Genomic DNA, 12,888 nt, shown 5'->3' on the forward strand with positions numbered 1-12,888 from the left:
TCCCACAAGGCCTTCGCATCCATCGACATGGTTTGAGGCCGTGACCTGGAGCTGGCGCGCCAGCTTGGGGACTGCGGCGAAGAGCTGTCGCGGCCAGGTCCGCTCCCACAGCGGCTTCGGCTCCAGCCTACCTGCGCAGGCGCTTGAGGATTTCCTCGCGGGCCTCGCGCAGGATCGAATCGCGGTCGAGGCTGGCGACGACATCGGCGACGGCGCGCTTGGCACCATGCTCTCCCCACGATTTGCCGGCGACGAGGTAATGCTCGGCGGCGCGGCCGATCAGCACTGTGGCGTACCAGCCGAGCGCGCCCTGCGCCGCGGCGGTGACGACCACGGAGAGGCCGCCGCTGATGCCCTTCAACGCGGATGCGACCAGCTGCACGCCCCAGACCGCGCCCATCAGCGCGGCGAGTTGCGTGCTGATCACGGCGACGAGGCGACCGGATTCGCTGCGTGTCAGCGGCAGGCCGTAGACGCGGCCGAGCTGCACGACCATGGCCGCGTCGAGGCCGCCCGCCAGCAGCAGGTCGGCCACGGGCACCGGGTTCAGTGCGACGGCGACGGCCTTGGCGATGCAGTACTGGCGAATGACGCCGCTGCCCACCTCGCGCCGGGCGGCCGCGATGCGCTGGCTGACCTGGTCCGTCAGGCGTCCCGCGAACAGACCCGCGTTGATCGCCGATAGCGCCTTGCCCTCGCGCTCCGCGATCGCGAGCAGACGCGACTTCAGCGCGGCGACATCGGCGGGGCGCGCTTCGCTGCGTCGCCGCTCGTTGCCGTCGGCGTCGATGTCGACGACCTGGCGTGGCGAGGGGAGCGCGGCGACGGCGACCACGTCTTCGCGTCGCACGAGGCTCGCCGTGTGCTGGCGCAGGCGTTCGAGGAGGCCCTCGCGTTCGTCGTCGCTGTAACGGTCGGCCTTGTTGAGCACGAGCAGGAGCGGGCGTCGCGTCGAGGCGAGGGCACGCAGCGCGTCGCGCTCCTCGCGCGTCAGGTCGCCATCGGCCACGAAGACGATGAGGTCGCTGACCTCGGCGACTTCGAAGGCCAGCTTTTCGCGCGCCTCGCCGCCGAGTTCGTTGATTCCGGGCGTGTCGATCAGGACGAGGCCGGCGGCCGCGGCCTCGTCGAGTCGCGCCGCGTCGGCCTCCGTCGTGGTGCCGTGGAGCACGCCGACCGTGAAGGCCTGCCGCCCGAGCAGCGCGTTTCCCAGCGCGGATTTGCCGGCGGACACCCTGCCGAAGACGGCGACGTGGAGCTCCTCGTTTTCCAGGCGATCGAGCATCTGCTCGACGCGACGGAAGTCGGCACCCATCGCCTCGCGCACGTCGGCCGGGATCGACGGATCCTCGAGCAGGCCGCGCAGGCTCGCCGCCACCGCGCCGCCGCGCGCGTCGTTCGGCCGCACGGAGGCCTCGCCGCGGCGGAAGCGGCCGGCGAAACCACGCAGGCGTTCGCGCCAGGCCGCCATGCCGGGCTTACTTCGGCAGGAGGTTCAGCGTGCCGTTGACGAGCACGTCGTCGGCGATGGTGCTCGTGTCCTTGTACTCGCCGCTGCCGACGCCGAACGCGAGGCGCTTGAGCGAACCCGTCACCGAGAGGCGCGCGCCGCCGGCGGCGGGATTGAAGACGACCTTCAGCTGCACCGGCTTCGTCACGCCGTGCAGCGTGAGGTTGCCGTTCGCCACGACGTCGCCCTTGGCGTCCTTCGTGAATCCGGTGGTGACGTAGTGCGCCTTGGGAAACTTCGACGCGTCGAAGAAATCGGCCGTGGGCAGCGCGTTGTCGCGGTCGGTGTCGCCGGTCTTCGCCGTCGCGACATCGACGGTGACGTCGAATTTCGCCGTGGCGAGGTTGGCCGGGTCGTAGCTGATCGCAGCGTCGAACTTGCCGAAGCTGCCGTCGAACTGCTGGCCCTGGAACTTGCCGCTGAAACCGAGTGTGCTGCCGGGGCCGACCTTGTAATCCGCCGCGGTGGCGGCGAAGGGCAGGGCGAGCGCGAGGCCGAGGGCGGAGAGGCGGCGGATCGTCGGGTTCATGGAGTGTCTCCGGGTGGGGTGGGGGAGCCTTGTTTCGCGCGGCCGAACGGCAGCATGCGGCGCAACGTATCGTCGCGATCGACGACGTGATGCTTCAGCGCACCCGCGATGTGCGGTACGAGCACGAGCAGCAGGAACCAGAAAAGATACTCGTGCACGTTGCCGAGGACTTGCGAAAGCGTGTCGTTCTTCTCGACGAGCGCCGGCAGGTTGAACTGCTTGAAGTACTGCAGGGGATAGCCGTGCGCGGAATTGAACGCCCAGCCCGTCAACGGCAGCGCGACGATCAGCAGGTAAAGGAAACCGTGCACCGCGCTGGCGGCGAGCGCCTGCCAGCGCGGCGCCGGAGCATGCGGCGGACGGCGGTCGATCGCGCGCCAGAGCACGCGCAGCAGGAACAGCGCCAGCACGGTCAGGCCGATCGACTTGTGCAGGGCGAACATGTTGATCTTCTGCAACGACGGCTTGAGGCCGTCCATCCACAGCGCGAACGCGCCGTTGCCGAGGATCAGCAGGGCCATGACCCAGTGGAAGGTCTTCGCCGGCGTGCTCCAGCGGGTGTGGTCACTGCGCAGGGGCATCGGGTGTCTCCTTGGAGGTGTCGCGTGGTGCTCCTTCACCGCGGATGGCCTCGATCTCCAGCCAGATCGACACGTCGGTGCCGATCGAGTTGCGGTTCGAGGTCATGCCGTAGGCGGTGCGGTCGAGCGTGAGGTAGGCGGAAAAACCGGCCACGGTGTGCAGGCCGTAGATCGTCTTGCCGATCCGGTTCACCCGGAACGGGATGTCGAGCGGGAGCGTCACGCCGCGCAGGGTGAGCTTGCCGTGCGCGACGCCTTCGTCGTCGCCGCGTTTCTCGACCGACTCGCTGACGAAGCGGGCGGTCCGTGCGCGGTCGCTGTCGAGCAGGCTCGCGCCGCGGACGGCCTTGTCCCAATCGGCGTCGCCCATCTCGACCGACGCGAGGTCGACGGTGGCCTGGACGGAGGAACGGCTCCAGTCGTCCTTGTCGAACGTGACCGTGCCGTCCTGGATGCGCAGGCGGCCGAACGCGCGCGAGAACCCGTTGTGATCGACGTTGAAGACGACCTGGCTGTGCACCGGGTCCATGCGGTAGGTGATCGCTTCCGCGTGCGCCACGAAGGGCATGCTCGCGAAGAGCAGGATGAGGACGTTACGGACGTTACCCATGCGTGATGGCCTGCCGCGCCGGGGTCGCGAGGCGACCGGTAGGCGAGAGTGTGGCCGAGCGACGGGGCCTTGTCAGCCCGTTCCGCGCGAACGCATCGTTCACTGCGCGCGTCCCTGCCGGTCGCGCAGGGCGTCGCCCGTGAGTTCCGCGAGACGGCGCAGGCGGGACTCGCCCGCGTCGCCCAGGAGTTCGCGCATCCGCTCGCCGGCGTCCGCCTGGTCGAGCGTGTGGCGTTCGGCGAGCGTGGCCGCCAGCGCCCTGCCGAAGCTGTCGAAGATCAGCGCATAGGCGAACGCATGCAGGATGCCGCCGCCGAGCGTGCCGAGGCCAGGGAAGGCCTTCAGCGCGTTCCCCGAAATCGCGAGCACCAGCGACGTGCCCGTCCGCAAGGTCATGCGGACCTGGCGCAGGAGCTGGTCGATCTCCACGTCGGTCACCCGCACGTCGTGCAGCGATGCCAGCGCGCGGACCATGCCGGTGGCGAGCGCACCCTGGATCACGAGGTCGCTGCCCGGCGCCACGGCCGCCATCGCGCCGACGATCGCGCGGCGGGCGTAGCGGGCGACGATGCGCTCCGCTTCGCTGGCGCGCCACTCGGCTTCGCGTTCGCCGGTGCGCTCGTGCAGGCCGGCGAGCACGGCGTTCTCGCGCAGGCCCTCCAGCGCGGCCGCGCCCGGCGCGAGCATGCGTCGCAGCGCGTCGACCAGGGGCCCGATGTCCGCCGCTCGCCGCCGGACGACCTCTTCGCTGCCGCCGTCCGCCAGACGGCGCGTGAAACGTTCCTCGCCGCCGGCGCTGATCGCGACGACGGCATCGGGCAGGCCTTCCGACTGCTTCCGCACGTGCGCGACGATGTCGGCGCGCTCCGTGGCCGTCCATTGATCGGCCTTGTTCACCGCGAGCACCAGCGGCTTGCCGAAATCGCCGAGCCAGCGCAGCTCCTCCGCCTGCGTCCGCGTGAGATCGCCGGCGCAGACGTAGACGACCGCATGGGCGCGGAGCGCCTCTTCGCGTGCCATGCGCTCGCGGGCATCGCCATCGGCCTCGGCGGAGCCGGGCACGTCGGCGACGGTCCACGAGGCGCCCCACGTGTCGGTCGCGTAATGCGCGACCTCGCGCGTCGTTCCGCCACGCACGTCGCGCGCCGGGGCGTGCCCCGGCGCGAGCGCGGAGATCAGCGTCGACTTGCCAGTGGAGATCTCGCCGAACACGGCGACGTAGAGCTGCTCGCTCGCGCGACGGCGGTCCAGTTCGCCCAGTTCGCTACGAAGTTCCTCAACGTCGGCGTGCGCGTCGCGCAGTTTTTCGATGCGTGTTTCGAGCGATGCGCGATCGGGAGCGGCGACGGGCGGACGAGGGCGCCGCGGGCGCAGCCACCAGGCCGCCGCAGCGACGACGAGCGCGACGCCGAGCACACCGATGCCGGCCACGAGCCAGCGCAGGCCTTCGGGAAGCCCCATCAAACGCTGGCCGAGCGCGATGGCGCGGTCGATCGCGGCCAGCGTGAGCCAGACCAGGGCGACGAACCCGGTGATCGCGACGAGTAGGCGGAGTCGACGGGACATGCGCCATTCTAGAGGGACATTGTGGGTGCATTCCTACATGGCTCCCGGCATGGGGCGCTTATCCGCCACCGAACCGCATGGCATGATCGGGCCTGCACCAGGAAGCCAGCGTATGCGCCACACGCTCACCACGAGATGGACTCTCGTGATCGCGATCGTCCTGATCGCGATCGCGCCCGCCGCCGCGTCGGCGGCCACCATGCCGCCCGTCCCCACGCCGCAGTTCCGCCGCTACGGGCTGCTCGAAGGCCTTCCCAGCAGCAAGGCGCACGCGGTCGTGCAGGATGCGCGCGGGTTCATCTGGATCGGCACGTCGGTCGGCGTGTCGCGCTTCGACGGCGTGGAGTTCGTGTCGCCGGGCGTGGGGCCCGGAAAGGCGGCTCCCTTTCCGACCGGCGAGATCGGCACGCTCATGGTCGACGCGGACGATCGTCTCTGGATGGGCGGTCCGGATTTCGGTCTCGGGCGCTACGACCCGGAGACCGGCGAGTTCCGTCACTGGCAGGACGAACTGGTCTGCGACGACGTGCGCGCCATCGCGCAGGCGCGCGACGGAACCGTCTGGGTGGGCACGGGCGGAGGCCTCATGCACCTTCGTCCCGATGGCAGTGGTATCGCCAGGCATCCCGCGGGACCGGACGGACCCTCGGGATCGTCGATCCGCGCCCTCCATGCGTCCGACGACGGCCGGGTGTGGATCGGCTCCGACGCCGGCGTGGACATGATCGACGTCGCGGGGCGGATCACGCCCGTGGCGTTCGAGGATGGAACGCGCCCGCGGGTCGTGCGGATCGACGGTCACGCCGCCGAACTGCGCGTCGCGACGGACCGCGGTCTCTACCGGCTTTCGGAAGGTGGCCAACTCCGTCGCGACCGGCGGCTTCCCGCGCTGGCGTTCGGGGCGTCGCTCGCGGACAGCCACGGCAGCCTCTGGCTCGCCGGACCAGAGGGGCTGCTTGCCTTCGACCGCTACGGTCGCCTGCACGCCGTGCCCGGGTCGTGGACGACATCGGGCGGCCTGCCGGGGCGCGTCGTGCGCGACATCCTCGAGGATCGCGAGCATGGACTGTGGTTCGCCCTGAGCGACGGCGGCCTCGCCTACCTCGGACCCGCCTGGGAAGACTTCACGCGGTTCGCCCACGTCGCGACCGATCCGCACAGTTTCCCGGGTCGCACGGTGACGGCCGTGGCGTTCCATGGCGGGACGCAGCTCTGGGTGGGTGGGCTGCGCGGATGGATCCGCGCGTTCGATCCGGCGACCGGGCGCACGGAGTCCGGCTTCGACGTGGGCGACCTGCGCGTGCAGTCGTTGCTCGAGGTGCCGCGCGGCCTGCTGGTGGGCACCGCCGAAGGCCTCCATCTCGCGCGTAAGGGCGCGGCGCGGCCATGGCTGCGGGGCGTCATCGACCGGCCGGTCACCACCCTGGTGGAGGGCCCGCGCGGAGCCGTGTACGCCGCTGTCTTCGGGGAAGGCCTGTTCGCGATCGATCCGTCGCTGCGTACGGCCAGACCGATTCCGTTCGCCACCAGCCGCCGCGGCGACGCCGACACGCGTCAGATCGAACTGCTCGGTGACGAACTCTGGCAGGCGAGCCTGGCGGGCCTCGCGCGCCTAGACGCGGCGACGGGAGCGATGACGCCGGTCGACGGTGTCGCTCCGGGACGCATCCATGCCTTCGAACCCGACGATGGCGGCCTCTGGATCGTGCGTCCGGGCTCGATGGAACATTACCTGTGGGACGGACGTCACGCGGTGCTGGATCGGACGATCGGTCGCGACGAAGGCTTCCCATCGGCCGACATCCTGAACATCCGGCGCGACGTCGCGGGCCGCCTCTGGCTGTTCGGGCATACCGGCGTGTGGCGCTACGATCCCGGCACCGGCGCGTTCCGCCCGTTCGGCCTCGCCGACGGCCTGGCCAGCGGCGAGTTCACGAACGCCACCACGGTGCAGCTCGACGACGGCACGATGTACGGCGCCACGCTCGGCGGGCTCGTCGGATTCCGGCCGGACCGGCAGCACGATCACTCGCTCAAGCCCGCCATCGCGTTGCTCGGCGCGTCGGTGTCCCGCGATGGCATCCGCCAGCCGTTGCCGATCGACGGTGGCCGACTGCACCTGGCCTGGAACGATCGTGAGCTCGTCGTCGCCGCGCGGGCGCTGTCCTACGTCAACCCCGACCGCAATCACCTGTCGTTCGCGCTCGAGTACCGCGGCGAGACCACCCGGACCCGGGCCGGCAAGGACGGCATGCAGAACTTCGGGCAGCTCCGCGCCGGTACGTACCGCCTCGTGATCTCGGGGGCCGGGCGCGACGAGGTCACCGGCGAACTCGCCCGTCCGCTGTCGATCGTCGTCGACCCGCCACCCTGGTTGAGCGGTTGGGCATGGCTCGCCTACGCGATCGCGGTCGTGGCGAGTCTCGTCGCGGTCGTCTCCGGCGCGCGCCGCCGGGTTCGCCACACCATGCGGCTGCAGCTCGCGGAGCAGCAGAAGCGGCTCGCCGAGGAGGCCAACGCGGCGAAGACCGAGTTCATGGCGACGCTGGGTCACGAGATCCGCACGCCGATGACGGGCGTGCTCGGCATGGCGGAGCTCATCGCGCGCACGCCGCTCGACGAAACGCAGCGCGCGTACGTCGAAGCCGTCCGTCGTTCGGGCAACACGTTGCCCCGCCTTGTCAACGATGCCCTCGACATCACCCGCATCGAAGCGCGGCGACTGGTGCTCGAATCCGAATGCGTGTCGCTTCGTGCGATCGCGGAGGAAGTGGTGGCGCTCGCCGCGGCCCGCGCGCGCGAGAAGCAGCTCGAACTGACGTCGTCGGTGCATGCCGCCGTGCCCGCCTCGGTGCGCGGCGACGCGATACGCCTGCAACAGATCCTGCAGAACCTCGTGAACAACGCGGTGAAGTTCACCGACCGTGGCCGCGTGTCGCTGCATGTCGCGCAGGACGTCGACGGCATCGTGATCACGGTGAGCGACACGGGCCCGGGTATGTCACCCGAGCTCAGTGCACGCGTCTTCTCGCGCTTCGAGCAGGGCGGATCGCCCCAGCGCGGCGAGGGCACCGGTCTCGGTCTGGCGATCTGCCATGAGCTCTGCGTGCTGATGGGCGGCACGATCACGGTGGCGAGCGAACCGGGACGTGGCAGCGATTTCATCGTCCGTCTGCCGCTGGTGTCCTGTGACTGCGGCGCCTGTGCGGGCGTCGCGGCGGAGTCCACGGGCTCCGTTGCGGGCCGGAAACTGCTGCTCGTCGAAGACGATCCGGTGGTGGGCGATGTGCTCGTGGGTCTTCTGCGTCAGCGCGGGCACTCGGTGGTGCTCGAAACGGACGGCCTGTCGGCGATGACGTCGCTCGCGCGCGACACGTTCGACGCGATGCTGCTGGACCTCGACCTGCCCGTGATGGACGGCTTCCAGGTGGCTCGCATGGTCAGGCGCATGGCAAGTCACGCCACGATGCCGATCGTCGCCGTGACCGCGCGTTCGGCGGGCGACGAGGCGGTCGCGATACGCGAAGCGGGCATGGACGCCCTGTTGCGCAAGCCGATGACCGGCGACGACCTCGATGCCGTCCTCGAATCGGTCTGCGCTACGGACGTCTAGCCGTAGCGCCGGAAGTAGGCGAGCGCGCCGCCTATCAGCAGGATCGTCGGCAGCAGGTTCGCCAGGAGGGGCGGAAGGCCGTAGACGGTACCGAAGTTCACCATCGCGCCCTGCAGGAAGTACCAGCCGATCGCGAGGATGATGCCGATGAAGAGGCGCTTGCCCAGGCCACCGGAGCGCAGCGAGCCGAAGGCGAACGGCATGGCGCAGAGCACGAGGACGAGCGTGTTGACGGCGAACAGGGCGCGACCCCAGAACGCGACGGCGTAGGCGCCGGGGTTCTGGCCGTTGGCCTCGAGGTAGCGCATGTTGCGACGCAGGTCGCCCATCGAGAGGTATTCGGGGTGGATCACCGACTGTTCGAGCACGTGCGGGTTGAGGCGCGACTGCCAGGCCTGCGTGGCCTCGCGCGCGGAGTGCGTGCCGTCCTTGTCCAGCGTGGTCGTGCGGACGTTGGTCATCACCCAGCGGTTGCCGTCGTGGATGGCGCTGTCGCCATGCGCGAAGGTGCTGACCTGGCCGTCGGGCGTCATGGTGTACACGCGCACGTCGACCAGCTTGACCGTGGTGCGGTCGCCGTCCTGCGTGGCGATGGCCGACTTCGCGTTGATGATCTTGCCACCGTCGCGCGCCCACAGGCCGCTGCTGGTGGATCCGAGGTTGCTCGAGCGCATGCGCACCTGGATCGCCTGCGCGTGCTGGTCGCCGTAGGGCGCGGCGGTTTCGCCCATGACGACCACGCCGATCGTGAGCAGCGCGATCACGCCCGCCGCCGACGCGGCGATGCGCAGCTTGGACATGCCCGCGGCGCGCAGCGCGGTGAGCTCGCCGGTGGCGGCGAGGCCGCCGAGGCCGAGCAGGCCGCCGATCAGCGCCGCGTTGCTGAACATCTGGTAGAGCCGACGCGGCACCGTGAGCATGATGTACGCGATGGCGTCGTACAGCGTGAAGCCGTTCTTGCCGATGTTGCCGAGCTGGCGAACGAACTGCGTCAGGGCGTCGAATCCGGTCAGCACCAGCCACACCAGCAGCAACGTGCCGAGGACGCTCGCGCCGATGAGGCGGTCGGCACGCTTGACGGTCAGCGTGGCCATCAGCGGGCTCCCTTCATGCGGCGCGGCGCGTACTGGCGCCAGAAGTACCAGGCGGCGATGCCGAAGACGATCGCATGCAGCACCCAGATCGGCGCCGACGTGTGCAGGTGGCCCTTGATGATCTGGGCCCGCGCGATCAGCTGCCAGACCACGTACAGGAAATAGGCGAGCACGGCGATGAGCAGGCGGCCGTAGCGCGCGTCGCGCGGCGCCTGCCGCGACATCGGCAGGACCATCATCATCAGCACCAGCGTGCTGACCGGCGCGGCGAAGCGCGAGACGATCTCGCCGAGGGCGTCGGCCGTGCCGGCCTTGAAGAGGTCGGTGGTGGTGGACTCGTGGGCGGGATCCGAATCCTCGTCCTCGTCCGCGATGCTGGACAGTGAGATGTCGTTGCGCTCGTACTTCATGCGGCGCCAGTTGTCGCCCGCGAGCGGGATTTCGAACTGCCAGCCGTTGAAAAGGGCGAGGAAGCGGTTCTGGCCGTCGCTCTCCTGGTACATGCGGCCGTTGTCGGCGTTGACCACGCGCACCTGCGGGTTGCCGTCGCCGTCGACGCGGTCGGTGGCGATGAACGTCTTGCCCAGCACGGTGCCGTCCCGGCTCAGCGTGTCCACGAAGATGATGCCGCCCTTGCCGGGCAGCTCGGTGAAGCGGCCGGCATCGAGACCGGCGGCGATCACGGACTTGTTGGCCGCGGCGATCACCTGATCGGCGGTGCGGGCGGAGAGCGGGCCGAGCCAGAGCGAGACCACGCCGACGACGACCGTCGCGACCACGGCCAGCAGTGTGACCGGGCGCAGCATGCCGCGCGGGCCCATGCCCGACGAGGCCAGGACGTGCATCTCGCTTTCGCGGTACATGCGCCCCAGGGCGATCAGGGTGCCAAGGAAGGCCGACATGGGGAGCAGGGTGGAAAGCAGGTCCACCATCTGCAGGCCGAGGACCTCGAACATCACGCTCGGCTGGATGCTGCCGTTGGCGACCTTCTGCAGCACGGACGCGAACGCGCCGCCGGCGAAGATCACCAGTAGCACGATGGCCGTCGCGAGCACACCATAGGCAAGTTCGCGCAGGAAATAACGGTCGAGGATGCTGAGCATTTGATAGAATTGGCGGTTCGTGCCGCGTCAGTCCCGGCCGGCAAACCACAAGTCTAGCCTGTCCGGACCCCGGACGGGCTTACGCAGGACAGTTAGCTATGACGGTTCAGTTCAGCCTCGGTTCCAATGCTCCCGAATCGACCGCCACCCCGGTGGCCGTGGTCGGCGTCTACGAGAACGGTGTCCTGACCAGCGCCGCGGCGCGGATCGACACCGCGGCCAACGGCGCTATCAAGCGGCTGGTCGAGGCCGGTGACGTGACGGGCAAGGTCGGCAACATCGTGACCCTGCTGCAGCCGGCCGGCGTGGCCGCCGCCCGTGTGCTGATCCTGGGCCTCGGCGCCCAGAAGACGTTCGACGCCGCGCGCTACCAGCGGGTGACGCTGGAGGCCGCCCGCGCCATCGGCCGCCTGCCGGTGACCGACGCCGTGAGCTGGCTGCCCGAGATCGACGTCCCGGGCCGCGACGCCGCCTGGCGCGTCCGCGTCGCCGCCCTCGCCACCGATCACGCCGCCTACCGCTACACGGCGACGGTCAAGCCGCGCGACAAGGCCGCCCCGGAGCTGGCCAGCGTCACGCTCGTCGCCCCGGCCGAGGGCGAGTCCGGCCTCGCCGAGGCCCGCGCCATCGCCGAGGGCGTCCGTTACGCCCGCGAGCTCGGCAACCTGCCGCCGAACATCTGCAACCCGGACTACATCGCCGACCAGGCCCGCGCGTTCGCCGAGGCCAACGAGGGCGTGACGTTCGAGGCCCTCGACCGCGCCGACATGGAACGCGAGGGCTTCGGCTCCCTGCTCGCCGTGGCACGCGGATCGGCCAACGCGCCCCGCCTCGTCATCCTGCAGTGGAACGGCGGCGCCGAGGGCGATCGTCCCTACGCATTCGTGGGCAAGGGCATCACCTTCGATACCGGTGGCATCAGCCTCAAGCCCGGCCCGGGCATGGAGGAAATGAAGTTCGACATGTGCGGCGCGGCCGGCGTGCTGGGCGCGTTCGTCGCGGCGGTGAGGCTGAAGCTTCCGGTCAACCTGGTCTGCGTGGTGCCGGCGGTCGAGAACATGCCGGACGGCTCGGCCTACCGTCCGGGCGACGTCCTCACCAGCCTGTCGGGCATCACCATCGAGGTGCTCAACACCGATGCCGAAGGTCGCCTGATCCTCTGCGACGCCCTGACCTACACGGGCAAGCGCTTCGATCCGCACACCATCATCGACGCCGCCACGCTCACCGGCGCGTGCGTCGTGGCGCTGGGCAAGCACGCCAGCGGCCTGATGACGAAGGACGAATCGCTCTCGGCCGAGCTCCTCGCCGCCGGCGAGGCGACGCTCGACCGCGCCTGGCGCCTGCCGCTGTGGGACGACTACCAGAGCCAGCTGGAATCGGGCTTCGCCGATGTCGCGAACATCGGCGGCAAGTACGCCGGCGCCATCACGGCCGGCTGCTTCCTGGCCCGCTTCACGGAAGGCCGCCGCTGGGCGCACCTGGACATCGCCGGCACCGCCTGGGACGAGGGCCGCAAGGGCCTCGCCACCGGCCGCCCGGTGCCGCTGCTGACGCAGTGGCTGCTCGATCGCGTCGCTGCCGGCTGATCCCCGCCCGATGCCCCGCGCCGATTTCTACCTGATCGACAAGCCGCGGTTCCGCGAGGATCCCCTGCTGCTGGTCTGCGAACTCGCCAAGCGCGCGTTCGCCGCCCAGCAGCCGACGTTGATCCTGACGCGCGATTTCGAGCAGGCCGAGGCGATCGACGAGTACCTCTGGTCGTTCGACGAGGACAGCTTCATCCCCCACCAGCTCGCCGGCGACGATGACGACGCCGACACCGCCGTTCTCATCGTCCCGCCGGGGGTGGAAACGGCCGATCGCCCCATGGTGATCAACCTGCGCGACGTCTGCGCCCCGGGCAGCTTCGAGCGCGTGCTCGAAGTCGTGGCCGCCGATCCGGCCGAACGCGAAGGCTCGCGTTCGCGCTGGACGCAGTACAAGAAGGGCGGGTTCGAGGTGAACAAGCACGATATGTAGCGGGTCGCTGTGGGAGCGGCCTTGGCGCGAAAGCTCTGTGGGAGCGGATCTGGCCGCGATGGCTCTTCGCCAGCAGCAGCAGGGCCTGTTGCTTTTCGCGAAAAGCCGTCGCGGCCTGGTCCGCTCCCACAATTGCACCTGTGGGAGCGCACCTGGGCGCGACATGTTTTGAGGCCGTGGCTGGGAGCTGGCGCGCGAACTTGGGGACCGGGGCGAAAAGCCGTCGCGGACAGGTCCGCTCCCACAATTGCACCTGTGGG

At 69.9% G+C, this 12,888-nt stretch carries 10 protein-coding genes; 3 read left to right on the forward strand and 7 right to left on the reverse strand.

The genetic code is table 11. From position 1 onward, the window contains the following. Positions 1 to 127: 127 nt before the first annotated feature. The 5 genes from BMW54_RS00090 to BMW54_RS00110 form a co-directional block, all read right to left on the reverse strand. On the reverse strand, positions 128 to 1,471 hold the full coding sequence (locus BMW54_RS00090) for a GTP-binding protein (RefSeq protein WP_090051943.1): 1,344 nt from the start codon (positions 1,469 to 1,471) through the stop codon (positions 128 to 130). A 7-nt stretch (positions 1,472 to 1,478) separates the two neighbouring features. Beyond that, the gene (locus tag BMW54_RS00095; protein ID WP_254778957.1) at positions 1,479 to 2,039 is read right to left on the reverse strand and encodes a YceI family protein; all 561 of its coding nucleotides are present in this window, start codon (positions 2,037 to 2,039) and stop codon (positions 1,479 to 1,481) included. Next, positions 2,036 to 2,620, reverse strand: coding sequence for a cytochrome b (locus BMW54_RS00100; protein ID WP_090051945.1), 585 nt, complete (start codon positions 2,618 to 2,620; stop codon positions 2,036 to 2,038). Before BMW54_RS00100 ends, BMW54_RS00095 begins: the two co-directional genes overlap by 4 nt. Then, the gene (locus BMW54_RS00105; protein WP_254778959.1) at positions 2,604 to 3,230 is read right to left on the reverse strand and encodes a YceI family protein; all 627 of its coding nucleotides are present in this window, start codon (positions 3,228 to 3,230) and stop codon (positions 2,604 to 2,606) included. The genes BMW54_RS00100 and BMW54_RS00105 overlap by 17 nt, the downstream gene beginning before the upstream one ends. A 99-nt stretch (positions 3,231 to 3,329) precedes the next feature. After that, a complete protein-coding gene (locus BMW54_RS00110) occupies positions 3,330 to 4,796 on the reverse strand; it encodes a GTPase (protein ID WP_090055513.1) in 1,467 nt (488 codons plus the stop codon). Positions 4,797 to 4,908: 112 nt separating this feature from the next. Here BMW54_RS00110 and BMW54_RS00115 point away from each other — a divergent pair, with 112 nt between their 5' ends. Beyond that, the gene (locus BMW54_RS00115; RefSeq protein WP_175472725.1) at positions 4,909 to 8,409 is read left to right on the forward strand and encodes a hybrid sensor histidine kinase/response regulator; all 3,501 of its coding nucleotides are present in this window, start codon (positions 4,909 to 4,911) and stop codon (positions 8,407 to 8,409) included. Here BMW54_RS00115 and lptG read toward each other — a convergent pair. After that, positions 8,406 to 9,503: an LPS export ABC transporter permease LptG gene (lptG, locus tag BMW54_RS00120; protein ID WP_090051948.1), complete on the reverse strand. Its 1,098-nt coding sequence runs from the start codon at positions 9,501 to 9,503 to the stop codon at positions 8,406 to 8,408. The genes BMW54_RS00115 and lptG overlap by 4 nt on opposite strands. Beyond that, positions 9,503 to 10,606, reverse strand: a complete 1,104-nt coding sequence (gene lptF / locus BMW54_RS00125; RefSeq protein WP_090051950.1) for an LPS export ABC transporter permease LptF — start codon at positions 10,604 to 10,606, stop codon at positions 9,503 to 9,505. Before lptF ends, lptG begins: the two co-directional genes overlap by 1 nt. A gap of 98 nt (positions 10,607 to 10,704) precedes the next feature. Between lptF and BMW54_RS00130 the strand changes: the two genes are divergently transcribed. Beyond that, a complete protein-coding gene (locus BMW54_RS00130) occupies positions 10,705 to 12,195 on the forward strand; it encodes a leucyl aminopeptidase (RefSeq protein WP_090051951.1) in 1,491 nt (496 codons plus the stop codon). A gap of 10 nt (positions 12,196 to 12,205) precedes the next feature. Then, complete coding sequence (locus tag BMW54_RS00135) at positions 12,206 to 12,628, forward strand: DNA polymerase III subunit chi (RefSeq protein WP_090051953.1); 423 nt, start codon at positions 12,206 to 12,208, stop codon at positions 12,626 to 12,628. Positions 12,629 to 12,888: the final 260 nt, after the last annotated feature.

Origin of the sequence: Luteibacter sp. 329MFSha, assembly GCF_900111665.1 — a bacterium.
Lineage (GTDB): Bacteria > Pseudomonadota > Gammaproteobacteria > Xanthomonadales > Rhodanobacteraceae > Luteibacter.

Coding starts and splice junctions, on each gene's coding strand:
- BMW54_RS00090 (WP_090051943.1), bottom strand. CDS start 1,471: ATGGCGGCCTGGCGCGAACGCCTGCGTGGTTTCGCCGGCCGCTTCCGC.
- BMW54_RS00115 (WP_175472725.1), top strand. CDS start 4,909: ATGCGCCACACGCTCACCACGAGATGGACTCTCGTGATCGCGATCGTC.
- BMW54_RS00105 (WP_254778959.1), bottom strand. CDS start 3,230: ATGGGTAACGTCCGTAACGTCCTCATCCTGCTCTTCGCGAGCATGCCC.
- lptF (WP_090051950.1), bottom strand. CDS start 10,606: ATGCTCAGCATCCTCGACCGTTATTTCCTGCGCGAACTTGCCTATGGT.
- BMW54_RS00135 (WP_090051953.1), top strand. CDS start 12,206: ATGCCCCGCGCCGATTTCTACCTGATCGACAAGCCGCGGTTCCGCGAG.
- BMW54_RS00095 (WP_254778957.1), bottom strand. CDS start 2,039: ATGAACCCGACGATCCGCCGCCTCTCCGCCCTCGGCCTCGCGCTCGCC.
- BMW54_RS00110 (WP_090055513.1), bottom strand. CDS start 4,796: ATGTCCCGTCGACTCCGCCTACTCGTCGCGATCACCGGGTTCGTCGCC.
- lptG (WP_090051948.1), bottom strand. CDS start 9,503: ATGGCCACGCTGACCGTCAAGCGTGCCGACCGCCTCATCGGCGCGAGC.
- BMW54_RS00100 (WP_090051945.1), bottom strand. CDS start 2,620: ATGCCCCTGCGCAGTGACCACACCCGCTGGAGCACGCCGGCGAAGACC.
- BMW54_RS00130 (WP_090051951.1), top strand. CDS start 10,705: ATGACGGTTCAGTTCAGCCTCGGTTCCAATGCTCCCGAATCGACCGCC.